The sequence below is a fragment of the Streptomyces sp. NPDC048521 genome (assembly GCF_043199855.1).
Taxonomy (GTDB): domain Bacteria; phylum Actinomycetota; class Actinomycetes; order Streptomycetales; family Streptomycetaceae; genus Streptomyces.
Map to the genome: position 1 here is coordinate 325,834 of NZ_JBICWR010000003.1, position 23,300 is coordinate 349,133.

The 23,300-nt window shown below is 69.9% G+C and carries 22 protein-coding genes and 1 riboswitch; of the genes, 14 read left to right on the top strand and 8 right to left on the bottom strand.

Translation table 11 applies throughout. From position 1 onward, the window contains the following. Positions 1-77: 77 nt before the first annotated feature. On the top strand, positions 78-959 hold the full coding sequence (locus tag ACGFRF_RS09025) for a 1-aminocyclopropane-1-carboxylate deaminase/D-cysteine desulfhydrase (RefSeq protein WP_393737945.1): 882 nt from the start codon (positions 78-80) through the stop codon (positions 957-959). A gap of 513 nt (positions 960-1,472) precedes the next feature. On the opposite strand, the gene ACGFRF_RS09030 is transcribed toward ACGFRF_RS09025, so the two are convergent. Continuing rightward, positions 1,473-3,068, bottom strand: a complete 1,596-nt coding sequence (locus ACGFRF_RS09030) for a Na+/H+ antiporter (RefSeq protein ID WP_393737946.1) — start codon at positions 3,066-3,068, stop codon at positions 1,473-1,475. A 58-nt stretch (positions 3,069-3,126) separates the two neighbouring features. Here ACGFRF_RS09030 and ACGFRF_RS09035 point away from each other — a divergent pair, with 58 nt between their 5' ends. The 3 genes from ACGFRF_RS09035 (at position 3,127) to ACGFRF_RS09045 (ending at position 5,263) form a co-directional block, all read left to right on the top strand. Continuing rightward, positions 3,127-3,387: a UBP-type zinc finger domain-containing protein gene (locus ACGFRF_RS09035; protein WP_393737947.1), complete on the top strand. Its 261-nt coding sequence runs from the start codon at positions 3,127-3,129 to the stop codon at positions 3,385-3,387. A 329-nt stretch (positions 3,388-3,716) separates the two neighbouring features. Further along, positions 3,717-4,133, top strand: coding sequence for an anti-sigma regulatory factor (locus ACGFRF_RS09040; protein ID WP_009190566.1), 417 nt, complete (start codon positions 3,717-3,719; stop codon positions 4,131-4,133). A 17-nt stretch (positions 4,134-4,150) separates the two neighbouring features. After that, positions 4,151-5,263, top strand: coding sequence for an RNA polymerase sigma factor SigF (locus ACGFRF_RS09045; protein WP_393737948.1), 1,113 nt, complete (start codon positions 4,151-4,153; stop codon positions 5,261-5,263). Between the two features lie 9 nt (positions 5,264-5,272). Here the strand turns inward: ACGFRF_RS09045 and ACGFRF_RS09050 are convergent, their stop codons facing one another. Next, complete coding sequence (locus ACGFRF_RS09050; RefSeq protein ID WP_393737949.1) at positions 5,273-5,722, bottom strand: hypothetical protein; 450 nt, start codon at positions 5,720-5,722, stop codon at positions 5,273-5,275. Between the two features lie 137 nt (positions 5,723-5,859). Between ACGFRF_RS09050 and ACGFRF_RS09055 the strand changes: the two genes are divergently transcribed. Further along, complete coding sequence (locus tag ACGFRF_RS09055; protein WP_393737950.1) at positions 5,860-6,828, top strand: diacylglycerol/lipid kinase family protein; 969 nt, start codon at positions 5,860-5,862, stop codon at positions 6,826-6,828. Between the two features lie 320 nt (positions 6,829-7,148). Next, positions 7,149-7,406 carry a WhiB family transcriptional regulator gene (locus ACGFRF_RS09060; protein ID WP_003992873.1) on the top strand — a complete coding sequence of 86 codons (258 nt, stop codon included), beginning with the start codon at positions 7,149-7,151 and terminating at the stop codon, positions 7,404-7,406. 162 nt (positions 7,407-7,568) lie between these two features. Here ACGFRF_RS09060 and ACGFRF_RS09065 read toward each other — a convergent pair whose 3' ends face one another. Next, positions 7,569-9,035, bottom strand: a complete 1,467-nt coding sequence (locus tag ACGFRF_RS09065) for a sensor histidine kinase (RefSeq protein WP_393738310.1) — start codon at positions 9,033-9,035, stop codon at positions 7,569-7,571. 324 nt (positions 9,036-9,359) lie between these two features. After that, on the bottom strand, positions 9,360-10,013 hold the full coding sequence (locus ACGFRF_RS09070) for a TetR/AcrR family transcriptional regulator (protein ID WP_393737951.1): 654 nt from the start codon (positions 10,011-10,013) through the stop codon (positions 9,360-9,362). A gap of 95 nt (positions 10,014-10,108) precedes the next feature. Here ACGFRF_RS09070 and ACGFRF_RS09075 point away from each other — a divergent pair, with 95 nt between their 5' ends. The 7 genes from ACGFRF_RS09075 to ACGFRF_RS09105 all read left to right on the top strand — a co-directional run bounded on the left by ACGFRF_RS09075 (position 10,109) and on the right by ACGFRF_RS09105 (position 18,632). Continuing rightward, positions 10,109-10,861 (top strand): SDR family oxidoreductase, encoded by a 753-nt coding sequence (locus tag ACGFRF_RS09075; protein WP_393737952.1) that lies wholly within the window; start codon positions 10,109-10,111, stop codon positions 10,859-10,861. A 131-nt stretch (positions 10,862-10,992) separates the two neighbouring features. After that, positions 10,993-11,778 carry a glucosamine-6-phosphate deaminase gene (nagB, locus tag ACGFRF_RS09080; RefSeq protein ID WP_393737953.1) on the top strand — a complete coding sequence of 262 codons (786 nt, stop codon included), beginning with the start codon at positions 10,993-10,995 and terminating at the stop codon, positions 11,776-11,778. A 228-nt stretch (positions 11,779-12,006) separates the two neighbouring features. Then, positions 12,007-12,771, top strand: coding sequence for a GntR family transcriptional regulator (locus tag ACGFRF_RS09085; protein ID WP_393737954.1), 765 nt, complete (start codon positions 12,007-12,009; stop codon positions 12,769-12,771). A 124-nt stretch (positions 12,772-12,895) separates the two neighbouring features. After that, a complete protein-coding gene (locus ACGFRF_RS09090; protein ID WP_393737955.1) occupies positions 12,896-13,159 on the top strand; it encodes a DUF3311 domain-containing protein in 264 nt (87 codons plus the stop codon). Continuing rightward, positions 13,156-14,766 (top strand): monocarboxylate uptake permease MctP, encoded by a 1,611-nt coding sequence (gene mctP, locus ACGFRF_RS09095; protein WP_393737956.1) that lies wholly within the window; start codon positions 13,156-13,158, stop codon positions 14,764-14,766. Before ACGFRF_RS09090 ends, mctP begins: the two co-directional genes overlap by 4 nt. A 171-nt stretch (positions 14,767-14,937) precedes the next feature. Beyond that, a riboswitch (cobalamin riboswitch) is annotated at positions 14,938-15,072 on the top strand. Between the two features lie 123 nt (positions 15,073-15,195). After that, the gene (locus ACGFRF_RS09100; RefSeq protein WP_393737957.1) at positions 15,196-17,568 is read left to right on the top strand and encodes a ribonucleoside-diphosphate reductase subunit alpha; all 2,373 of its coding nucleotides are present in this window, start codon (positions 15,196-15,198) and stop codon (positions 17,566-17,568) included. 56 nt (positions 17,569-17,624) lie between these two features. Continuing rightward, positions 17,625-18,632: a ribonucleotide-diphosphate reductase subunit beta gene (locus ACGFRF_RS09105; protein WP_393737958.1), complete on the top strand. Its 1,008-nt coding sequence runs from the start codon at positions 17,625-17,627 to the stop codon at positions 18,630-18,632. Here the strand turns inward: ACGFRF_RS09105 and ACGFRF_RS09110 are convergent. Continuing rightward, positions 18,545-18,787 carry a hypothetical protein gene (locus ACGFRF_RS09110; RefSeq protein ID WP_393737959.1) on the bottom strand — a complete coding sequence of 81 codons (243 nt, stop codon included), beginning with the start codon at positions 18,785-18,787 and terminating at the stop codon, positions 18,545-18,547. The genes ACGFRF_RS09105 and ACGFRF_RS09110 overlap by 88 nt on opposite strands. Positions 18,788-18,879: 92 nt before the next feature. Between ACGFRF_RS09110 and ACGFRF_RS09115 the strand changes: the two genes are divergently transcribed. Then, the gene (locus ACGFRF_RS09115; RefSeq protein WP_393737960.1) at positions 18,880-19,842 is read left to right on the top strand and encodes a GlxA family transcriptional regulator; all 963 of its coding nucleotides are present in this window, start codon (positions 18,880-18,882) and stop codon (positions 19,840-19,842) included. Positions 19,843-19,864: 22 nt separating this feature from the next. On the opposite strand, the gene ACGFRF_RS09120 is transcribed toward ACGFRF_RS09115, so the two are convergent. The 3 genes from ACGFRF_RS09120 to def form a co-directional block, all read right to left on the bottom strand. Next, entirely contained in the window at positions 19,865-21,235 is a 1,371-nt protein-coding gene (locus ACGFRF_RS09120) for a cytochrome P450 (protein WP_393737961.1), read from the bottom strand. After that, positions 21,232-22,317, bottom strand: coding sequence for an epi-isozizaene synthase (gene cyc1, locus ACGFRF_RS09125; protein WP_393737962.1), 1,086 nt, complete (start codon positions 22,315-22,317; stop codon positions 21,232-21,234). The genes ACGFRF_RS09120 and cyc1 overlap by 4 nt, the downstream gene beginning before the upstream one ends. Positions 22,318-22,606: 289 nt before the next feature. Further along, positions 22,607-23,257 (bottom strand): peptide deformylase, encoded by a 651-nt coding sequence (gene def, locus ACGFRF_RS09130; RefSeq protein WP_393737963.1) that lies wholly within the window; start codon positions 23,255-23,257, stop codon positions 22,607-22,609. Positions 23,258-23,300: the final 43 nt, after the last annotated feature.

Here is a 23,300-nt window from a genome sequence, read left to right on the forward strand (position 1 = left end):
CGCCCTTCCGTCGCGGCTGGTCCCGCAGGTCCCCGCGCCCCTTCGGGGCGTCTGCGGCACCGGGCGACAATGGCGGGGTGACCAGCACCGCCCCGCTCCTGCCCCGCCTCCCCTCCCCGCTCCAGGAGGTGCGCGACGACCGTTTCGACCGTCGCGGTCTGCGCCTGCTCCTCAAACGGGACGATCTGATCCACCCGGAGCTGGTCGGCAACAAGTGGCGCAAGCTGGTGCCGAACATCGAGGCGGCCGGCGGCCGGGCGCTCGTCACCTTCGGCGGGGCCTACTCCAACCACCTGCGCGCCACCGCCGCCGCCGGCCGCCTCCTCGGCTTCCCCACGGTCGGCGTGGTCCGCGGCCAGGAGCTGGCCGACCGCCCCCTCAACCCCTCCCTGGCCCGGTGTGCGGCCGACGGCATGCGGTTGCACTTCGTGGACCGGGCGACGTACCGGCGCAAGACCGAGCCGGAGACGCTGGCCGGCATCCTGCGGGCGGCCGACGCCGGGGACGCGTACGTCGTGCCGGAGGGCGGCAGCAACAAGGCGGCCGTACGCGGCTGTCGTGCCCTCGGCGAGGAGCTGCGGGGCCGGGCCGACGTGGTCGCGATCGCCTGCGGCACGGGAGGCACGCTGGCCGGGCTGGCGGCGGGTCTGGGGGCCGGGCAGCGGGCGTTGGGGGTGCCCGTGCTCAAGGGAGGTTTCCTGGAGGCCGGGATACGGGGGCTGCAGGAGGAGGCCTTCGGCAGCCGGCGGGGCGCATGGTCGCTCGACGAACGGTTCCACTTCGGGGGGTACGCGCGGACGACCCCCGAGCTCGAGGCCTTCGCCGAGGACTTCGAGGAACGGCACGGGCTGGTGGTGGAACGGCTGTATGTCGCCAAGTTGCTGTACGCACTCGTCCGTCTCGCGGGGGAAGGGGCGTTCGCGCGGGGGACGACCGTGGCGGCTGTGACGACCGCGTGACGTGGTCGTCGCCGGATGCGTCGCTGGTGGGGCAGAGTGCCTTCGCTGCGCGTGCATCGTGACGGCAAGCCGCCGCGGACCTGAGGTGTCGGGGTGGTCGTCGCCCAGGACGCGGCGATGATCGTCCCCGAGAGTGCGGCGGAGGCGGCTGAGGGAGTCCTCGATCAGACGCCGGGCCTCGGCGTAGTGCCGGGGCTCAGGGAGCAGACGCGCCATACGAGGTCGCAGCCGACCGGAGCGTGCCCGGATCCCCGCCCCCGAGAGTCCGCCGCCGACGGAGACGTCTCTTCGCTGATGGGCCGCACCCCTTTGAGGTCACCGGACCACCGTGGGTCCGGCCTGTTCCAGGTGCCGGCCGCCCCGCTCGGCCACGGGCGGTCGACGCCCGCACAGCTGAGGAAGAACCGCCGTGCGGTGTCGGTCATCGACCCTCCCTCCCCCGAGTCTCCCTGTCCCGACCGCGCGCCCCTCCCATGATCCGCCGTCAGCGGTGCCACGGGAGCCGATTCCCGCTCACGCCGACTCCCGGTAGGCCGCGGCCTCCTCCAGGTCCAGCCGGCGCAGCAGCGCCCGCAGCATCTCGTCGTCGATGTAGCGGTGGTCGCGGAGCCTGACGAAGACCTCGCGTTCGGCGCTGATCATCTCGCGGGACAGCCGGCGGTAGGTGTCGTCGACGGACTCGCCGCTGACCGGGTTGGTCTGCCCGAGGCGCTCCCAGACGGAGTTGCGGCGGCGCTCCAGGACCTGGCGCAGCCGGTCGGCCAGCGGTGGGGGCAGGGCGTTGCGCTCGTCGGAGAGCAGTTCGTCCAGGCGGCTCTCGGCGGCCCGGGAGGCCTGCGCCTGCGCGTTGGCCTCGGCGAGCGTCTCGGCCTGCCGGTCGCGGCCGGGGAACCTCATCAGGCGGATCAGCGGCGCGAGTGTCAGGCCCTGCGCGACCAGCGTGCCGATGACGGTGGTGAAGGTCAGGAAGAGGATCAGGTTCCGCTGCGGGAAGGGGCTGCCGTCGCCCGTCGTGAGGGGGATCGAGAAGGCGATGGCCAGCGACACCACACCCCGCATCGCGGCCCAGGAGGTCACCATCGGGGCCCGCCAGGTGGGGTTGTCCTCGCGCTCCCGGATGCGGCGGGACAGCAGGCGCGGAAGGAAGGCCGTCGGGTACACCCATACGAACCGGGCGACGACGACCACGGCGAAGACCGCGACCGCGTACCAGAGGGCGTCGATGCCCTGGTACGCCTGAATGCCCCGGATCACCAACGGCAGCTGGAGGCCGATCAGCGCGAAGACCGCCGACTCCAGCAGGAAGGCGACCATGCGCCAGACCGCCTCCTCCTGGAGCCGGGTGGCGAAGTCGACCTCCCACGCGCGGTGCCCGAGGTAGACCGCGACCACCACGACCGCGAGGACGCCGGAGCCGTGGAACTGCTCGGCCACGGCGTAGGCGACGAACGGGATCAGCAGGGAGAGGGTGTTCTGCAGCAGCGCCTCCTTGAGATGCGTGCGCAGCCAGTGGATCGGCACCATGAGCACCAGTCCGACGACGACACCGCCGACCGCGGCCCGCAGGAACTCGCCGATCCCGCCGGCCCAGGTGGCGCCCTCGCCGACGGCGGCGGCGAGCGCCACCTTGTATGCGGTGATCGCGGTGGCGTCGTTGAGCAGGGACTCGCCCTGGAGGATGGTGGTGATCCGGGACGGCAGACCCACCCGGCGCGCGATCGCGGCGGCCGCGACCGCGTCCGTCGGGGCCACCACCGCACCCAGCACCAGAGCGGCGGGCAGCGGCAGCCCCGGCACGACGAGGTAGGCGACCCAGCCGACGACGAAGGTCGCGAAGAGCACGTACCCGATCGACAGCAGTCCCACGGGCCGCTTCTGCGCCCGCAGGTCGAGGTACGAACTCTCGGTGCCCTCCTTGTACAGCAGCGGGGGCAGCACCAGGGGCAGGACGATCTCGGGGTCCAGCTCGTAGTGGGGGACTCCGGGAAGGTAGGAGACCGCCAGGCCTACGGCCACCAGCAACAGTGGCGCGGGCACCGGCGTGCGGCGCGCGGCTCCCGCGACCGCCGCGCTCCCCGCCACCAGCAACAGCAGCGGCATCACGTGCATGTCCTCGCCCGCCCTCTTTCCGCGCGGTCACCCGCACACCCGTCGTAATCTGGCAACCATGAAACAGTGCACGCACGCCGACGCGCTGCCGCACCCGGAACCGGAGGCGTTGGACCAGACCTGCCCGGAGTGTCTGCGGGACGGCACCCACCCGGTGCAGCTGCGGCTCTGTCTGACCTGCGGCCACATCGGCTGCTGCGATTCCTCGGCGGGGCGGCACGCGACGGAGCACCACGAGAAGTCCGGACATCCGGTGATGCGGACCTTCGAGCCGGGCGAGGACTGGCGGTGGTGCTTCGTCGACCACGTCCTCGTCTGAGCACACTCTCGTCCCGCGTTCGAGTGTGCTCTTGTCCCGCGTTCCCGCCCGGCCGGGTTTTCGTGTGACACTGCTTGGGGCCGCGGCCGCACGACGATTCGAGCGTCTGACGTCTGGGTACGTCAACCCGGCGCGTGCTCTTCCCATTTGGGCCCGCAGACCCCCTAGACACGGAGCGTATCCACAGCTTTACTGTGAGTGACGCCAGGGGGTCGGGGTCCCGGGGACAGGAACGTTCGGAGCGCGATAGCGTCACCGCGGAACCACGTACGCGTTACCCCGGGGGGCGACTCTCGGCCCCGTAGAGCTTGCACCACATGGAGGTGAGGGTGTCCCAGATCGCAGGCGAGCCCGCGGCGAACCAGGACTTCGTGGAAGTCCGGCTTCCGGCTGCGGGTGCCTACCTGTCGGTGCTGCGGACGGCCACGGCCGGTCTGGCGGCCCGCTTGGACTTCACCCTGGACGAGATCGAAGACCTGCGCATCGCCGTGGACGAGGCCTGCGCGATCCTGCTCCAGCAGGCCGTGCCCGGCTCCGTGCTCAGCTGCGTCTTCCGGCTCGTCGACGACTCGCTGGAGGTCACGGTCTCGGCGCCGACCACGGACGGCCACGCCCCCTCGCGGGACACCTTCGCCTGGACCGTGCTCTCGGCCCTCGCGGGCAAGGTCTCGTCCGCCGTCGACGAGGACAAGACCGTGTCGATCAGCCTCTACAAACAGCGCGGCGCGGGCCCCGGGCCGGCGTGAGGAACGGGGACGATCCGGTGCGGGACGAAGAGCGCGGCACACGCGAGCTGCCGACCGAGGACGGGGGAGTCCCCTGGACGGCAGGAGCCGAGACGTCCGAGGAGGCCCCTCGGGACGGTTCCCGGCGCATGGCGGACGGCATCGACGGCATCCCCGAGCAGGCCAGGCCGCACCCGGAGGACGACTCCGCACGGGGCGGCGGCGACGGTGCCGTGCAGGGCGCGCCGTCGCGGGGACGCGGTGGGGTCACTCCCGCCGGCCGCGCGAAGGCGGGGCCTCGGGGAAGGGCTACGGGCGGGACGATGAGCGAGCACGAGCGGTACGCCGAGGACGACGCGCCGGGCAAGGAGGCCGTGAAGGCCGCGGCGCACGACCCGCAGGACCGCAGCGGGGCGCGGACGATGTTCGTCGAGCTGCGCAAGCTGGACGCGGGCAGCGCGGAGTACGCGGAGTTGCGCAACCAGCTGGTCCGTATGCACCTGCCGCTCGTGGAGCACCTGGCGCGCCGGTTCCGCAACCGCGGCGAGCCGCTGGACGACCTCACCCAGGTCGCCACGATCGGCCTGATCAAGTCCGTCGACCGGTTCGACCCGGAGCGCGGCGTGGAGTTCTCCACGTACGCCACCCCGACCGTCGTCGGCGAGATCAAGCGGCACTTCCGCGACAAGGGCTGGGCGGTCCGCGTGCCGCGCCGGCTGCAGGAGCTGCGGCTGGCGCTGACCACGGCGACGGCCGAGCTGTCCCAGCTGCACGGCCGCTCCCCCACGGTCCACGAGCTGGCCGAGAAGCTCGCCATCTCCGAGGAGGAGGTCCTGGAGGGCCTGGAGTCCGCGAACGCGTACTCCACGCTGTCCCTGGACGTCCCCGACACCGACGACGAGTCCCCGGCGGTCGCCGACACCCTCGGCGCGGAGGACGAGGCGCTGGAGGGCGTGGAGTACCGCGAGTCCCTCAAGCCGCTGCTGGAGGATCTGCCGCCGCGTGAGAAGCGGATCCTGCTGCTGCGCTTCTTCGGGAACATGACCCAGTCGCAGATCGCTCAGGAGGTCGGCATCTCCCAGATGCACGTCTCCCGGCTGCTGGCCCGCACGCTGGCCCAGCTGCGGGAGAGGCTGCTGGTGGAGGAGTAGGCCGCCTGCCTACTCGGCGCGGCCCGGTCCCTTGATGCCGAGGGCCCGGGTCGTCTCGCCGTTGACCAGGAGCACCAGCGCCGCCACGGCGACCACCGCCAGGGCGATACCGGCCGGGATGGCCACACTGTCGGCCTGGAGCAGGTTGTAGGCCACCGGAAGGGCCATGATCTGCGTGATCACCGCAGGCCCACGGCTCCAGCCGCGGCGGAGCAGCAGCCCGCGCGCGGCGAGCAGCGGCAGCAGCGCGAGCACGACCAGCGTGATCCCGAGGGTCACGGCCTGCTGCCGGTCGTCCGGGTCACCGGTGAGTCCGAGGACGAGCACCCACAGGCCGCCGGCCACCAGGGCGATCCCCTCGATCGCGACCAGCACGGCCGCGTACGTCAGCCGCCGCGGACGCGGCCCGTCGGCGACGGTGTCGGCGGTGTCCGGGACGTGGTTCTGCTCGCTGCTCACCCCAGCAGGGTAGCCCGCCCGGCGCGGCGCCCTCCCGTGCCCCGCACCCGGTGAGTGTCCAGGCTCACGCGTGCTTCTCTTACCCGATCCCTACCTCGGTCTGGGCCGGGTACCACCCAGTAGGTACGCTGCCATGCATGCGTGCACTTCTCGTGGTCAATCCGGCGGCAACCACCACAAGCGCACGCAGGCGTGATGTCCTGATCCACGCGCTGGCGAGCGAGATGAAGCTGGAGGCGGTCACCACCGAGTACCGCGGCCACGCGCGCGATCTCGGCCGGCAGGCGGCGGAGAGCGACGACATCGACATGGTGGTGGCTCTCGGCGGCGACGGCACCGTCAACGAGGTGGTCAACGGCCTCCTGCACGCCGGCCCCGACCCGGAGCGGCTGCCCGGTCTGGCCGTCGTCCCCGGCGGCTCCACGAACGTCTTCGCCCGCGCCCTGGGCCTGCCCAACGACAACGTCGAGGCCACCGGCGCCCTGCTGGACGCCCTGCGCGAGGGACGGGAGCGGGTCGTCGGTCTCGGGCTGACCTCCGGCACGCCCGGCACCGAGGACGAGGCGGTCCCGGACCGCTGGTTCACCTTCAACGCCGGGCTCGGCTTCGACGCGGGTGTGGTCGGCCGGGTCGAGCAGCAGCGCGAGCGCGGCAAGAAGTCGACCCACGCGTTGTACGTACGTCAGGTGGTCCGGCAGTTCCTCGGCGAGCCGAACCGCCGGCACGGCACGATCAGCCTCGAACGGCCCGGCGAGGACCCGGTCGAGGATCTTGTCGTCGCCATAGTCTCGAACACGTCCCCTTGGACGTATCTCGGCAATCGCCCCATGTACACGTCGCCTAAAGCCTCGTTCGATACCGGCATCGACGTACTGGGTCTCAGCCGTCTGTCGACCGCCGCGGTTGCCCGGTATGGCACCCAGTTGCTCACTTCGTCCCCCGAGCGGGGACCCCATGGCAAGCACGCCGTCTCGTTGCACGACTTGGACCAGTTCACCTTGCATTCGAAGGTGCCTCTGCCCCTGCAGATGGACGGTGACCACCTAGGGCTGCGTACGAGCGTGACGTTCACAGGCGTACGCCGTGCACTGCGTGTGATTGTGTGAGCGGAAGGGGCGAAAGTCCTTTCACTCGAACGTTTAGGCCAGGATCCACCCCATGGAAGTACGGCTGTGACCTAGTCGACACCGAGGAATCAAAAAAAACTTTCCGGAAGGGGTTGTATCCGCCGCTGAGGTTTGCGAGTCTCTACGTGGCGATCGGGACGGCCCGCAACACCGGCCTCCACTGATCACCAGAACCCCTCTTCACACACAGGACCACGCCGGGGAAGACTCGGCGGTCGGCCCTTCACTTGTTGAGGGATTCGTGAAAGCGTTCACATTCACAAGCAACTTGCACGTAATACCAAGGAGAGGTAGCAGCCATGGACTGGCGTCACAACGCCGTTTGCCGCGAGGAAGACCCCGAGCTCTTCTTCCCCATCGGCAACACCGGTCCTGCGCTGCTGCAGATCGAGGAAGCCAAGGCCGTCTGCCGTCGCTGCCCGGTGATCGAGCAGTGTCTGCAGTGGGCGCTCGAGTCCGGTCAGGACTCCGGCGTCTGGGGTGGTCTCAGCGAGGACGAGCGTCGCGCGATGAAGCGCCGTGCCGCCCGCAACCGGGCTCGTCAGGCCTCCGCCTGACACTCCCACCCCTGCTGACAGCCTGAGCTTGGCGGCGCGTACAGCGAGTACGCATCTCCCGCCCCCGAGCCGCAGCGCGCAGTACCCCCGATGCGCATAGCTTCGAGCTTAAGCCCCGGATCACCAAGTGGTCCGGGGCTCAATGCTGTTCGGCAGACGTCGTCACTTCTGCGCCCGCACCGGAATGTCCAGGATGACCCGTGTCCCTCGTTCCGGCGCCGGGACCATGTCGAAGGTGCCGCCCAACTCGCCCTCCACCAGCGTCCGTACGATCTGCAGGCCGAGGTTGCCCGAGCGGTGCGGGTCGAAGCCCTCGGGCAGGCCGACGCCGTCGTCCTGGACGGTGACCAGGAGGCGGGCCTCCTTCGCGGTGCCGCCGCGGACCGCGGAGACCTCGACCGTGCCGGTGTCGCCCTGCCGGAAACCGTGTTCCAGCGCGTTCTGCAGGACCTCGGTGAGGACCATCGACAGCGGGGTGGCGACCTCGGCGTCGAGTATCCCGAACCGTCCGCTGCGCCGGCCGGTCACCTTGCCCGGCGAGATCTCGGCGACCATCGCCAGCACCCGGTCGGCGATGTCGTCGAACTCCACGCGCTCGTCCAGGTTCTGAGACAGCGTCTCATGCACGATGGCGATGGAGCCGACCCGTCGTACGGCCTCCTCCAGGGCCTCCCGGCCGCGCTCGGAGTCGATGCGCCGGGCCTGGAGGCGCAGCAGGGCGGCGACCGTCTGGAGGTTGTTCTTCACCCGGTGGTGGATCTCCCGGATGGTCGCGTCCTTGGTGATCAACTCGCGTTCGCGGCGCCGGAGTTCGGTGACGTCCCGGCACAGCACCAGGGAACCGATGCGGGTGCCCTTGGGCTTGAGCGGGATGGCCCGGAACTGGATCACCCCGTCGTTGGCCTCGATCTCGAACTCGCGCGGTGCCCAGCCGCTGGCCACCTTGGCGAGCGCCTCGTCCACCGGGCCCCTGGTCGGGGCGAGTTCGGCGGTGGTCTGCCCGAGGTGGTGGCCGACCAGGTCGGCGGCGAGGCCGAGGCGGTGGTAGGCGGACAGGGCGTTCGGGGAGGCGTACTGGACGATGCCGTCCGCGTCCAGCCGGATCAGGCCGTCACCGACGCGCGGCGAGGCGTCCATGTCGACCTGCTGGTCGGGGAAGGGGAAGGATCCGGCCGCGATCATCTGGGCGAGGTCCGAGGCGCTCTGGAGGTACGTCAGCTCCAGGCGGCTCGGGGTGCGGACGGTGAGCAGGTTGGTGTTGCGGGCGATCACGCCGAGGACGCGGCCCTCACGCCGTACGGGGATGGACTCGACCCGCACGGGGACCTCTTCACGCCACTCCGGGTCGCCCTCGCGCACGATCCGGCCCTCGTCGAGCGCCGCGTCCAGCATGGGTCGGCGGCCGCGCGGGACGAGGTGGCCGACCATGTCGTCCTGGTAGGAGGTCGGGCCGGTGTTGGGGCGCATCTGGGCGACCGAGACGTACCGGGTGCCGTCGCGGGTGGGGACCCACAGGACCAGGTCGGCGAAGGAGAGGTCGGAGAGCAGCTGCCACTCCGAGACCAGCAGGTGGAGCCACTCGAGGTCGGAGTCGCCGAGGGCCGTGTGCTGGCGTACGAGTTCGTTCATGGAGGGCACGGTGCGAGCGTACCGGGGCCTCGCGGGTGGCCGAAAAACACCCGCGGGCCGCGGCGCCTGGAAGGGACCCTCAACCCTCCCGGCACCGCAGCCCGGAGCATCATCGGCCGCGGGGTGTGCGGTCCCGGCCGGCCGAAGGTCGAGGAGCCGGAGCAGTCAGGGCAGAGAGCACCGGTTCCTCGATCCGCCTTCCTGTGCGGGGAAGACGGACGCTTGTTCACTTGGATTGTGGACTAGACCACGAAGGCGTGTCCATGGGGCGACGGCGCGCACCGAAGAATGGCACGCGATGCCACGCAGCCTAGCCCGCCCCGGTCAGCCGTGGGGCCAGATGGCCATGGCAATTTCCGCAACTGCTTCCAGTTCCTCCCGGCTCGCGCCGTCGCGCGCCTGCTGGGACATGCCCTGGAAGACGGCACCGACATGGCGGGCGAGCGCCGCGGCGTCGGTACCGTGGGGAAGCTCACCGGTGGCGATGTCCGCCGCGATGCGGCTCTCGATGGCGGCGATGTTGCTGTTGCGCTGCTCGCGGAGTGCGGCCTCGACCTCGGGGGTCGTGCAGTTGGTGGCCGCGTGGATCACCAGGCAGCCGTGGGGATGGTCGGGGTCGGTGAACTCCGCGGCGGCCTCGCGCAGCAGCCGGCCTACGGCGGCGCGGGCGGTGGGCTCCTGTTCCAGGGCGCGCCGGGCGAAGGAGCCGTGGCCGGCGCCGTAGACGCGGACGACCTCGTCGAAGAGGGAGCGCTTGTCGCCGAACGCCGCGTACAGGCTCGGGGCGCCGATGCCCATGATCCGGGTCAGGTCGGAGACCGAGGTCGCCTCGTAGCCGTGCTCCCAGAAGGCGCGGACGGCCTTCTCCAGGGCGGTCTCACGGTCGAAGGAGCGGGGGCGGCCGCGGGTCCTGGGCGGCTTCACCGCAGGTTCGGCCGCCTGCCTGACCTGGGATGCCGTGTCCTCGATACGCACCATGGGGGGCATTTTATAGCGGACCCTAGAAAAATGTCGGCGGCTTGGGGTACGGTCTTTTTGTAGCGACCGCTAGACAATGCGAAGGGGGTATCGGCATGGGTGTGCTGAGCGACAGGACCGCGCTGGTCACGGGGGCGAGCAGGGGGATCGGGCGAGGCATCGCCGAGCGGCTGGGGCGCGACGGGGCACGGGTCGCGGTGCACTACGCGAGCAATGAGGCGGCAGCCGAGGAGACGGTCGCGGCGATCGAGGCCGCCGGCGGCTCGGCGTTCCCGCTCCGAGCGGAACTGGGCACGCCCGGGGACGCCGAGAGGCTGTGGGAGGAGTTCGACCGGCACGCGGACGGGCTGGACATCCTCGTGAACAACGCGGGCATCGGCACGAGCCGCCCCTTCGAGGAGCTGGACGAGCGGGAGTACGACCGGCTGTTCGCGGTGAACGCGAAGGCGCCGTTCTTCGTCACCCGGTTCGGGGCGCGGCGGATGAGGGACGGCGGGCGGGTGGTGAACATATCGTCCGGACTCGCCCGGACCGCGGCCATGCCCGAGCTCATGGCCTATGCGATGACGAAGGGAGCGCTGGACGTCTTCACCCGCGACCTGTCCAAGGTGCTGGGCCCCCGCGGGATCACGGTGAACTCCGTAGCCCCCGGCATCGTGGACACCGACGTCAACGCCGACTGGCTGCGCGCGAGCGACGAGTCGTGGCAGGGCGCGGCCGCGTACTCGGCGCTGGGCCGGGTGGGCACCCCGGCCGACATCGCCGACGTGGTGGCCTTCCTCGTCTCACCGGACGGGCGGTGGGTGACCGGGCACTGGCTGGACGCGACGGGAGGTTCGCTCACCTAGGAACGGCGGCCCGGGAAGGGCTTCCTGGGGCGCGCCGCCGGGACCGGATTCTGTTAGATTGGTCTAAACCACATGGCGTTAGTCCCAGACCTCTCCCAGATCCCAGCCCTCTTCAGAACGGCAGGCCCAGCGTGGAAGTTGTCATCGTTCCGGACGCCGCGGCGGGCGGCGAGCTGATCGCAGAGGCCATGGCCCGGCTGCTGCGGCGCAAGCCCGACGCCCTGCTCGGCGTGGCCACCGGCTCCACCCCGCTGCCCGTCTACCAGGCGCTGACCGCCAAGGTGCGCTCCGGCGCCGTGGACGCCTCGCGGGCGCGGATCGCGCAGCTCGACGAGTACGTGGGACTGCCCGCCGACCACCCCGAGTCCTACCGCTCGGTGCTGCGCCGGGAGGTGCTCGAGCCGCTCGGGACAGACATGGACGCGTTCATGGGCCCGGACGGCACGGCCGAGGACGTCCAGGCGGCGTGCGAGGCGTACGACCGGGCGCTGGTGGAGGCCGGCGGGGTCGACCTGCAGTTGCTCGGCATCGGGACCGACGGGCACATCGGGTTCAACGAGCCCTGCTCCTCGCTCGCCTCGCGCACCCGGATCAAGACCCTGACCGAGCAGACCCGGGTCGACAACGCCCGCTTCTTCGACGGCGACATCGAGCAGGTCCCGCACCACGTCATCACCCAGGGCATCGGCACGATCCTGGAGGCCCGGCACCTGGTGCTGCTGGCGACCGGCGAGGGCAAGGCGGACGCGGTCGCCGCGACCGTCGAGGGCCCGGTCGCGGCGGTCTGCCCGGCCTCCGCGCTCCAGCTCCACCCGCACGCCACGGTGGTCGCCGACGAAGCGGCGGCGTCCAAGCTGAAGCTGGCGGACTACTTCCGCCACACGTACGCCAACAAGCCGGACTGGCAGGGGATCTAGCCGGCGGGGCGGCCGCGCCGGCACCGGCGGTGGGCGGGTGGCGGGGCCCGGGTGCCGCCCCCACGCGGTCCGCGACCCGATGGACTAGACCAACAGCGGGTGCACGGGTATACAGAGGAGATCACGGAGCGTGCGGGTGGACTCCTGACCACGAAGCCGTGCCACGATGTGAGCCGTGGCCGATGCCAGGTCGGTCGCTTTCGGCATCCGGAGCCGGGAAGGCAGAGCATGAGCACCGACGTCAGCAGTGCGGAGAACGAGGCCGGCACGACCGTCCGTACCGCGCGCGTGCCCAAGTACTACCGCTTGAAGAAGCACCTGCTCGACATGACGGAGACGCAGGCGCCGGGCACGCCGGTCCCACCCGAGCGCACGCTGGCCGCAGAGTTCGACACCTCCCGCACCACCGTCCGCCAGGCCCTGCAGGAGCTGGTCGTGGAGGGCCGGCTCGAACGCATCCAGGGCAAGGGCACCTTCGTCGCCAAGCCGAAGGTCTCCCAGGCGCTGCAGCTCACCTCGTACACCGAGGACATGCGCGCCCAGGGCCTGGAGCCGACCTCGCAGCTGCTGGACATCGGCTACATCACCGCCGACGAGCGGCTCGCCGAGTTGCTGGACATCACCGCAGGCGGGCGCGTGCTGCGCATCGAGCGGCTGCGCATGGCCAACGGCGAGCCCATGGCGATCGAGACCACCCACCTGAGCGCCAAGCGGTTCCCGGCGCTGCGCCGGTCCCTCGTGAAGTACACGTCCCTGTACACCGCGCTCGCCGAGGTCTACGACGTCCACCTCGCCGAGGCCGAGGAGACCATCGAGACCTCCCTGGCCACCCCCCGCGAGGCGGGTCTGCTCGGCACCGACGTGGGCCTGCCGATGCTGATGCTCTCCCGGCACTCGCTGGACCGCGAGGGCCAGCCGGTGGAGTGGGTGCGGTCGGTGTACCGGGGTGACCGGTACAAGTTCGTGGCACGGCTGAAGCGGCCCGCGGAGTAGGCAGGGCCCACGGTCACCGAATTCGGGATACCGATATACGGACGAGGTCTTCCGCTGGCCTGATCCTGTCACCTAGATTGCCTGCGCATTACACAGGTGACCAGCAAGGGGACGGAGCCGCAGCATGTCGGAAACGCCTGAAGTGAGACCACCGGTGGTAACACCGGTCCGAGTGATCATCGGTCTGTGTCTCGTCGCGCCCTTCGTGGCGATGCTGTGGGTCGGCTCGTACGCCAAGACGGACCCCCAGTTCATCGGGATCCCGTTCTTCTACTGGTACCAGATGCTCTGGGTGCTGGTGTCCACGGCGCTCACGATGATCGCGTACAAGCTGTGGCAGCGTGACCAGCGCTCCCGCGAGCACGCGCAGGGGGGTGCCGCGAAGTGAAGGACGGCGTCAACGGCGTCGCACTCGGCGTCTTCATCTTCTTCTTCCTGGCCGTCACGGTCATGGGCTTCCTGGCCGCGCGCTGGCGCAGGGCCGAGAACGAGCACTCCCTGGACGAATGGGGTCTGGGCGGTCGGTCGTTCGGCACCTGGATCACCTGGTTCCTGCTCGGTGGCGACCTGTACACGGCCTACACCTTCGTCGCCGTACCGGCGGCGATCTACGCGGCGGGCGCGTCCGGCTTCTTCGCGGTGCCGTACACGATCCTGGTCTATCCGCTGATCTTCACGTTCCTGCCCCGCCTGTGGTCGGTGTCGCACAAGCACGGCTATGTGACGACCTCGGACTTCGTGCGCGGCCGGTTCGGCTCCAAGGGCCTGTCGCTGGCCGTGGCGATCACCGGCATCCTCGCGACGATGCCGTACATCGCGCTCCAGCTCGTCGGCATCCAGGCCGTCCTGGACGTGATGGGCGTCGGCGGCGGCGAGAACACGAACTGGTTCGTGAAGGACCTCCCGCTGCTCATCGCCTTCGGTGTGCTGGCGGCCTACACCTACTCCTCCGGCCTGCGCGCGCCTGCGCTGATCGCGTTCGTCAAGGACACGCTGATCTACATCGTCATCACGGTGGCGATCATCTACATACCGATCAAGCTGGGCGGGTTCGACGACATCTTCGCCAAGGCGGGCGAGAAGTTCTCGACCACGGGCGTGGGCGGTGTCGTACCGGCGCCGGCGGGCCAGTGGACGTACGCCACACTGGCACTCGGCTCCGCGCTGGCGCTGTTCATGTACCCGCACTCGATCACCGCGACCCTGTCGTCCAGGAGCCGTGAGGTGATCCGCCGCAACACCACGATCCTGCCGCTGTACTCGCTCATGCTGGGTCTGCTGGCGCTGCTGGGCTTCATGGCGATCGCGGCCGGGGTGAAGGTCACCAACGGGCAGTTGGCGATCCCGCAGCTGTTCGAGGACATGTTCCCGGACTGGTTCGCGGGCGTGGCCTTCGCGGCGATCGGCATCGGCGCCCTGGTGCCGGCGGCGATCATGTCCATCGCGGCGGCGAACCTCTTCACCCGCAACATCTACAAGGACTTCATCAAGCCGGACGCCACGGCCGCGCAGGAGACCCGCGTCTCCAAGATCGTGTCGCTGCTGGTGAAGGTGGGCGCGCTGATCTTCGTCCTCACCATGGACAAGACGGTCGCCATCAACTTCCAGCTGCTGGGCGGCATCTGGATCCTGCAGACCTTCCCGGCCCTGGTCGGCGGCCTGTTCACCCGCTGGTTCCACCGCTGGGCGCTGCTGGCCGGCTGGGCGGTCGGCATGGTGTACGGCACGGTCGCCGCGTACGGGATCGCCTCCCCGACGCAGAAGCACTTCGGCGGCAACGCCAAGGAGATCCCCGGCATCGGCGAGATCGGCTACATCGGCCTCACGGCCTTCGTGCTGAACGTCCTCGTCACCGTGGTCCTCACGGTGGTCCTGAAGGCCCTGAAGGCCCCCGAGGGCATCGACGAGACCAAGCCGGAGGACTACTCGGCCGACGCGGGCGACCCGGGTGTCCAGGTGGAGCTTCCGCCGGCCACGGCAGGCGCCGGTCACTGAGACGCGCCCCGCAGGGACGCGGTGAACCGCGCGACCAGCCATCCCCGACCCCGGAGCGGGCCGCAGTCGTCGACCGACGACCGCGGCCCGCTCTTCGTCACTCTCCTCACCTACGAGTTGACCCTCTGAAGCCGCGGCGACACAACATCTGGGGGTGACACGGCGGACCGGCACTAGATGTATGCTCATGCTCGCTGTCGCCGCAGGGGAATCCGGTGCGAATCCGGAACTGTCCCGCAACGGTGTACTTGCGTGCATCCGCACGCCTGTCCAGTCCGAGGACCTGCCGTCAGCGCGCCCGGCCGTCCGGTCCGGGTGCCTTGAGACGTCCGGGCCTCGTGGAGTGGGCCGGTGGACGCGACGCCGTGTGCGCTCGTGGCTGCCCCCTGCCCTCCGCCAGGCCCCGTGCCGAGCGAGGGAGAGCCCCACGTGACCATCGCGCCAGCCGATCCGGCTTCAGTCAGCGAGCCGGAGACGGACGGTCCCGGTGCCGCGCTGCTGCGGACCCTGACCGAGCTGACCGCCGACCTCCCCGACGCCGACCCCGGCCGGGTCGCCGCCGCCGCGCTGCGGGGCCGGTCCGCACGGGCTGCCTCCGAGATCACCGCGGAGTTGCGCGAGCTGGCCACGGAGGCGGCCGCAGGCCTGATCTCCGAGGACCCCGCCTACTCGAGGCTGGCCGCCCGCCTGCTGACCCGGGCCATCCGGGACGAGGCCGCCTCGCAGGGCGTGACGTCCTTCACCGAGTCCGTCGGCGTGGGACACCGGGAGGGGCTCATCGCGGACCGGACCGCCGCGTTCGTGCGGCTGCACGCCGAGCGGCTCGACGCGCTGATCGACACGCACGCCGACGACCGCTTCGGCTACTTCGGCCTGCGCACCCTGTACAGCCGCTACCTGCTGCGGCACCCGATCACCCGCAAGGTGATCGAGACGCCCCAGCACTTCCTGCTGCGGGTGGCCGCCGGCCTCGCCGAGGACGACACCGTTCGCTCCGTGGACGAGGTCGCCGCGCTCTACGCCCTCATGAGCCGGCTCGACTACCTGCCCTCCTCCCCCACGCTCTTCAACTCCGGTACGCGGCACCCGCAGATGTCGTCCTGCTACCTGCTCGACTCCCCGCTGGACGAGCTGGACTCCATCTACGACCGCTACCACCAGGTCGCCCGCCTCTCCAAGCACGCCGGCGGCATCGGTCTGTCGTACTCCCGGATCCGTTCGCGCGGTTCGCTGATCCGCGGCACCAACGGGCACTCCAACGGCATCGTCCCGTTCCTGAAGACCCTGGACGCCTCGGTGGCCGCCGTGAACCAGGGCGGCCGGCGCAAGGGCGCGGCCGCGGTGTACCTGGAGACCTGGCACTCCGACATCGAGGAGTTCCTGGAGCTGCGCGACAACACCGGTGAGGACGCCCGCCGCACGCACAACCTGAACCTGGCCCACTGGATCCCGGACGAGTTCATGCGCCGGGTCAACGCCGACGAGCAGTGGTCGCTGTTCTCCCCGGCGGACGTGCCGGAGCTGGTGGACCTGTGGGGCGAGGAGTTCGACGCCGCCTACCGCAGGGCCGAGGCCGACGGCCTCGCGAAGAAGACGATCCCGGCCCGCGACCTGTACGGCCGCATGATGCGCACGCTCGCACAGACCGGCAACGGCTGGATGACCTTCAAGGACGCCGCCAACCGCACGGCGAACCAGACGGCGACCGCGGGCCATGTGGTCCACTCCTCCAACCTCTGCACGGAGATCCTGGAGGTCACGGACGACGGCGAGACGGCGGTCTGCAACCTGGGGTCGGTCAACCTCGGCGCCTTCGTGACCGCCGGGGACATCGACTGGGAGCGGCTGGACGAGACGGTCCGCACGGCCGTCACCTTCCTCGACCGGGTCGTGGACATCAACTTCTACCCGACCGAGCAGGCGGGCCGTTCCAACGCCAAGTGGCGCCCCGTCGGCCTGGGCGCGATGGGTCTGCAGGACGTCTTCTTCAAGCTGCGCCTGCCCTTCGACTCCCCCGAGGCGAAGGCCCTGTCCACCCGGATCGCCGAGCGCATCATGCTCGCCGCGTACGAGGCCTCGGCCGACCTCGCCGAGCGCAACGGCCCGCTGCCGGCCTGGGAGAAGACCCGTACGGCCCACGGCGTGCTGCACCCCGACCACTACGGCGTCGAGTTCACCTGGCCGGAGCGCTGGGCGGCGCTGCGGGCGCGGATCGCGGCCGTCGGGATGCGCAACTCGCTGCTCCTCGCCATCGCCCCGACGGCCACCATCGCGTCCATCGCGGGCGTGTACGAGTGCATCGAGCCGCAGGTGTCCAACCTGTTCAAGCGCGAGACGCTGTCGGGCGAGTTCCTCCAGGTCAACTCGTACCTGGTGCAGGACCTGAAGCACCTCGGCGTGTGGGACGCGCGCACCCGGGAGGCACTGCGTGAGTCCAACGGCTCGGTGCAGGGCTTCGCCTGGATCCCCGAGGAGGTGCGGGCGCTCTACCGCACGGCGTGGGAGATCCCGCAGCGCGGCCTGATCGACATGGCCGCGGCCCGCACCCCGTTCCTGGACCAGGCGCAGTCCCTGAACCTGTTCCTGGAGACGCCGACCATCGGCAAGCTGTCCTCGATGTACGCGTACGCCTGGAAGTCGGGTCTGAAGACGACGTACTACCTGCGCTCCCGACCGGCCACGCGCATCGCCCGCGCCGCCCAGGCGCAGGCCCCCAGGACGATCCCCGTCCAGCAGGCCGCCGACCCCGACGCGGTCGCCTGCTCCCTGGAGAACCCCGAGTCCTGCGAAGCCTGCCAGTGATTCCCGCCCGCCACCCGACCACCACCCCTGGAGGACGGCGCTCCGCGCCGACTGCGATGACGAACCAGAACCTTCTCGACCCCGGCTTCGAGCTGACTCTCCGCCCGATGCGCTACCCCGACTTCTACGAGCGCTACCGGGACGCCATCAAGAACACCTGGACCGTCGAGGAGGTCGACCTCCACTCGGACGTCGCCGACCTCGCGAAACTGACGCCGGCCGAGCAGCACCTGATCGGCCGTCTGGTGGCGTTCTTCGCGACGGGTGACTCGATCGTCGCGAACAACCTGGTGCTCACGCTGTACAAGCACATCAACTCCCCGGAGGCGCGCCTGTACCTGTCGCGCCAGCTGTTCGAGGAGGCCGTGCACGTCCAGTTCTATCTGACGCTGCTCGACACCTACCTGCCCGACCCGGACGACCGCGCCGCCGCCTTCGCGGCCGTGGAGAACATCCCGTCCATCCGCGAGAAGGCCGAGTTCTGCTTCCGTTGGATGGACTCGGTGGAGAAGCTGGACCGGCTGGAGTCCAAGGCCGACCGCCGGCGCTTCCTGCTCAACCTCATCTGCTTCGCCGCGTGCATCGAGGGGCTGTTCTTCTACGGCGCCTTCGCGTACGTCTACTGGTTCCGCAGCCGGGGTCTGCTGCACGGCCTGGCCACCGGCACCAACTGGGTGTTCCGCGACGAGACGATGCACATGTCCTTCGCCTTCGACGTGGTCGACACCGTCCGCAAGGAGGAGCCGGACCTCTTCGACGACGAGCTGCAGCAGCAGGTCACCGACATGCTGCAGGAGGCCGTCGAGGCCGAGCTGCAGTTCGCGCGCGACCTGTGCGGTGACGGCCTCCCGGGCATGAACACCGACTCCATGCGGCAGTACCTCGAGTGCGTCGCCGATCAGCGCCTGACGCGTCTCGGCTTCGCCCCGGTCCACGGCTCGGAGAACCCCTTCTCCTTCATGGAGCTGCAGGGCGTTCAGGAGCTGACGAACTTCTTCGAGCGCCGCCCGTCGGCGTACCAGGTCGCGGTGGAGGGCACGGTCGACCTGGACGAGGACTTCTGACCCCTCCTTCCTCCCCGGGCCTCCTGGGCCTCCCTGAGCTGCCGGTCGACGCGCCGGTCGTGCACGATGCCGAGCACGGACGGGAGGACCAGGAGGACCAGGATCCCGAGGGTGACGAGCATTCCGATCAGGCCTTCGATCTGGTTTCCGTTCATGACACCACTGTCCCGCCGGATACTCCTTACCGGGAGTGGCAGGACTGCCGCACATCTTCAAATTCCTGCCACTGTGGAGGCACACTGGCAGCATGCTGAAGAACGTGGTGGCCGTGCTCCTGGACGGAGTGAACCCCTTCGAGCTGGCTGTGGTCTGCGAGGTGTTCGGCACCGACCGCAGCGATGAGGGCCTGCCGGTGTACGACTTCGCGGTCGCCTCGGCCGAGGGCCCCACGCTGCGCTCGCACGCGGGCTTCTCCCTCCAGGTCGAGCACGGCCTGGAGCGCCTGGAGTCGGCCGACCTGATCGCCGTACCGGCCTGCGCCCGCTACGACACCCGTACCTTCCCGCCCGAGCTGCTCCAGGCCCTGCACCGCGGGGTGGACCGCGGCGCCCGGGTGCTGAGTGTCTGCTCGGGCGTCTTCGTGCTCGCCGCGGCCGGGCTGCTGGACGGCCGGCGCTGCGCCGTGCACTGGCACCACGCGGACGAGCTGGCCCGCCAGTACCCGAGGGTGACCGTCGAGCCGGACGTCCTGTACGTGGACGAGGACCCGGTGATCACCTCCGCCGGCACCGCCGCGGGGATCGACGCCTGTCTGCACCTGGTGCGCAAGGAGCAGGGCCCGGAGGTCGCCAACAAGATCGCCCGCCGGATGGTGGTACCGCCGCACCGGGACGGCGGGCAGGCGCAGTACATCGAGCGGCCCCTGCCCAAGACCTCCTGCGACACCGTCGGGGAGGTCCTGGCGTGGATGGAGGCCCACCTCGACCAGGAGGTGACCGTCGAGCAGCTCGCCGCCCGCGCCCACATGGCGCCGCGCACGTTCGCCCGCCGCTTCCAGCAGGAGACGGGGACCACGCCCTACCGGTGGATCCTGCGTCAACGGGTGCTGCTGGCGCAGGAGTTGCTGGAAGGCACGGACGAGACGATGGACGCCATCGCCTGGCGCACCGGGTTCGGTACGGCGGCCGCGCTGCGGCACCAGTTCGTCCGGGCGCTCGGGACGACTCCGAACGCCTACCGGCGCGCGTTCCGGGGCCCGCAGGCCGCCTGAGCGCGCGCCGGTACCAGGTGGCCTACCAGGGCAGCGGCCGCAGCAGCAGGTTGTGCGGACGGAGCGTGATGCCCACCCGGGTGCTGTCGTTCGACCCGCTGACCTGCTCGAAGCGGTACTTCGCCGAGATCGCCGCGGTGATCAGGGTCAGCTGGGTCATGGAGAAGTGGTCGCTGGGGCACTTGCGGTTGCCCACGCTGAACGGGCTCATGGCGTACTTCGGTACCTCCTTGGCCCGCTCGGGCAGCCAGCGGTCGGGGTCGAAGTCGAGGTGCCGGGCGTAGGAGCGCGCGTCGCGCTGGACCGCGTACGGGCTGTAGACGATGTCCGCCCCGGCCGGAATGCGATAGCCGCCGAGCGCGGTATCGGTCACCGCGCGCCGTGTCAATATCCATACGGCCGGCCTCAGCCGCATGGCCTCGACGACGACATTGTTGGTGTGCGTGAGGGCGCGAACGTGCTCGAATCCGACCGGTCGGCCGTGGGTCACGGATTCGACCTCGGTCCGTACCTTCTCGGCGTGTTCCGGATGTTCCGCGAGGACCTGCAGCAGCCACATGATCGTGGACGCGACAGTTTCGCTGCCGGGGGTGAGTATCGCGACGACCTGGTCGTGGATCTCCTGTTCCCCTATGGGGTCACCATTGTCGTCCTTCGCCTCCAGCAATGCCGTCAGCAAATCGTCCGGCTTTTGACCAGATGCCCTCCGCTCGGCGACGATCTCGTCCACCAGCAGATGCAGATCGGCCAGGGCCCGGTTGAATTCGCGGTTGGCCGGAAACGGCAGCCGGTACAGCGGTCCGAGCGGGACCACCATCCTGCGGTACATCCCCCGGAAGACGGTGGCGAGGTCGATGCTCAGCCGCTCGGCGCGCTCGTCCATGTACTCGCCGCGCAGCAGGCAGCGGGCGGCGATGCGGACGGCGACCCGGAAGGACTCGGAGGTGCAGTCGACGGTCTCGCCGGGCCGCCAGCGCTCGGTCAGGGCGTGCGCCTCCTCCTCCATGACCGGCCCGTAGTTCGGTATCGCGTCCAGCCGGAACGCGGGTTGTATGGTGCGCCGTTGCCGCCGGTGCCGGGGTCCGTTGGCGGTGGCCACGCCCTCCTTGCCGAGCAGGCCTTCGAGGGACTCCCACAGCGGGCCGGCGATCTTGAAGTCGGGGCTCAGGGCCAGCGCGCCGGTGAGCGCCGGCGTGGTGACGGCGTACACCGTCTTGGGGCCGAGCCTGAGGCGTACGACGTCACCGTGCTCGCGCAGCCGTGACATGAAGGAGAGCGGGTCGCGGACCAGTTTCAGGCCGTGTCCTAGGCCTGGTAGGGCGCCCCCGGCCAGGGGCGGTTCGCGCAGTTCGGTGGCCTCGTCGGTCGCGGGCTTCACAGACTCGACGGTCATTTCTCACCTGCCGCTTCGTTGGTGACGTACGGGGGCGTGGACCGGTCGTCCCAGCTGTCGACCATGTACCGGCCGGACTCGTGGTGGAACCAGTAGACGGAGCTGAACCAGTTGCGCATGTTGCCGACACAGGTGTGGACCGCGGCGCTCAATTCCTTGCCCTCGACCGTGCCGTCGGCGATCTCGTCAGCGAATCGCAGGGCTTCCTGCTCGACTTCGAGGAATTCACTGACGCATTCCTCGACGCGTTGCCTGACTTCGTCCACGGCTTCTTCGAGAGTCAGCCCCTCATGAGTGATGAGACTGATTCCGAGATTGTGGACCTCGTCGCCCGCTATTTCCTTCGGCAGCGAGCACAGATCGTTGTACCAGGCGGCGAATTCCTGGCTCAGCAGCGCGGCCCGGCGATAGGCCGGGTTCTTCCGCACGTGGTCCGGGAGTTCACACCCGGCACTCGGTTCCAGCAGATCCGTCCATATCCAGTGCGCGAAGGTGTGCCGGCGCAGGGCGAGGTATTCCTCCACGCCGGGCACGTATCCCTGGATGCGGTTGCGGAACTCGCGGTCGTAGGCCTCGATCACCGCGTGGAAGTGCCGGGCGAACCGCTGGTTCCAGGTGTGCGGCAGGAAGCCGTACAGCCGCAGCACGCTGTCGGCGAAGGCAGCGACCAGTGGGTCGGGGTGGTGCAGATGGTGCTTGGGTGCGTCGAGCGCCGCGTGCAGGCGGTACCTCAGCCGCCGCCAGTCACCCGTCCGGCCGTGCACGACGTAGCGGTCGTGGCGGTCGTCCCAGACGAAGAACCACGCACTGTAGTCGGCTATGGCCTGCAGGACCTCGTCCGGGGCGCCCGTGTAGAAGCCCGCCATGAGGTCGGTGTAGCACAGTCCATCGGCATGTTCCTGCACCTTGTCCGCCGGCATGAGCCGCTTTTCGAGCAGCCAGCTCCGCGTCTTCTCCTGGAGCCGCGGCCAATACGGATGCAGTTGCCGGGGAAAGGCGGACTCGATCACCGGGAGTACCAGTGAGGGTGGGACTACGACCGCCGTCGGTGTCGCTGTGGTGCTGTGTGGGAAAGCTTGCACAGAACAAACCCCTCTCAGCCGCCAGGAGCGCACGCCCTCCCGTTGTGCCGGGCGTGCGCCGTTGCGTATCCCGCACTTCCATTCAGCACCACAACTGACCGTCGTGGGAACGGATTTGCTCCACTCACTACCCCATGGTGCCGAGAATCTCCCCTCGCGTGACCGATTAAGGATCACCAGGAGCGCGGAAGGGATCCGGTGTACGACGCACGGACGAGCGAACCGGGACGTACGAAGGGCGCCCGACCGGGAGTGATCCCGGCCGGGCGCCCCAACGGTCCGGCGTCGTCTAGTCGTTGGCGACCACGGGATAACGTGGCTCGTTCTCGGCCATCTGCCGCAGGGCGTCCTTGCGGTCCCGCTTGGACAGGCGGTCGATGTAGAGGTAGCCGTACAAGTGGTCGGTCTCGTGCTGCAAACAGCGTGCGAAGTAGCCAGTGCCGCGGACCTTGATCGGGTTGCCCTTCTCGTCCTGGCCGGTCACCTCGGCGTAGTCGGGGCGCGCGAGCGGCGCGTACGCGGTCGGCACGGACAGGCAGCCCTCGTTGCTGTCGTCCAGCCGGCGCTTGTCGGCGGGCAGGTCGACGAGCTTCGGATTGCACACCACGCCGACGTGCCGGACACCCTCGTCGTCGGGGCAGTCGTAGACGAAGACCTTCAGGTCGACACCGATCTGGTTGGCGGCCAGGCCCACGCCCTCGGCGGTGCGCTGGCTGGCGAACATGTCCGCGACCAGCTGCTGCAGCTCCTCGCCGAACTCGGTGACGTCCTTGCACTCCTTGTGCAGCACCGGGTTGCCGACGACGGTGATCGGGCGCGAGGTCCCTCGCTCCCGCCAGGCCGTCTCGCGCTCCTCGCAGTCCTCCGTGTCGACGACATAGCCCTCGTCATCGACGGGGAGCACGCCCGCGTGCTGCTGATCGGTGTCCTGCTGCGCCATGACCGACGTACGCCTTCCTGCACAAAAACTGGGAGTAGATGCT

Excerpts from the sequence above, each read along its gene's own strand:
- def (WP_393737963.1), bottom strand. The coding sequence starts at position 23,257 with ATGGCGCAGCAGGACACCGATCAGCAGCACGCGGGCGTGCTCCCCGTC.
- ACGFRF_RS09060 (WP_003992873.1), top strand. The coding sequence starts at position 7,149 with ATGGACTGGCGTCACAACGCCGTTTGCCGCGAGGAAGACCCCGAGCTC.
- ACGFRF_RS09070 (WP_393737951.1), bottom strand. The coding sequence starts at position 10,013 with ATGGTGCGTATCGAGGACACGGCATCCCAGGTCAGGCAGGCGGCCGAA.
- ACGFRF_RS09110 (WP_393737959.1), bottom strand. The coding sequence starts at position 18,787 with ATGAACGGAAACCAGATCGAAGGCCTGATCGGAATGCTCGTCACCCTC.
- ACGFRF_RS09065 (WP_393738310.1), bottom strand. The coding sequence starts at position 9,035 with ATGAACGAACTCGTACGCCAGCACACGGCCCTCGGCGACTCCGACCTC.
- ACGFRF_RS09055 (WP_393737950.1), top strand. The coding sequence starts at position 5,860 with ATGCGTGCACTTCTCGTGGTCAATCCGGCGGCAACCACCACAAGCGCA.
- ACGFRF_RS09120 (WP_393737961.1), bottom strand. The coding sequence starts at position 21,235 with ATGACCGTCGAGTCTGTGAAGCCCGCGACCGACGAGGCCACCGAACTG.
- ACGFRF_RS09035 (WP_393737947.1), top strand. The coding sequence starts at position 3,127 with ATGAAACAGTGCACGCACGCCGACGCGCTGCCGCACCCGGAACCGGAG.
- ACGFRF_RS09030 (WP_393737946.1), bottom strand. The coding sequence starts at position 3,068 with ATGCACGTGATGCCGCTGCTGTTGCTGGTGGCGGGGAGCGCGGCGGTC.
- ACGFRF_RS09090 (WP_393737955.1), top strand. The coding sequence starts at position 12,896 with ATGTCGGAAACGCCTGAAGTGAGACCACCGGTGGTAACACCGGTCCGA.
- ACGFRF_RS09105 (WP_393737958.1), top strand. The coding sequence starts at position 17,625 with ATGACGAACCAGAACCTTCTCGACCCCGGCTTCGAGCTGACTCTCCGC.
- ACGFRF_RS09115 (WP_393737960.1), top strand. The coding sequence starts at position 18,880 with ATGCTGAAGAACGTGGTGGCCGTGCTCCTGGACGGAGTGAACCCCTTC.
- ACGFRF_RS09075 (WP_393737952.1), top strand. The coding sequence starts at position 10,109 with ATGGGTGTGCTGAGCGACAGGACCGCGCTGGTCACGGGGGCGAGCAGG.
- ACGFRF_RS09085 (WP_393737954.1), top strand. The coding sequence starts at position 12,007 with ATGAGCACCGACGTCAGCAGTGCGGAGAACGAGGCCGGCACGACCGTC.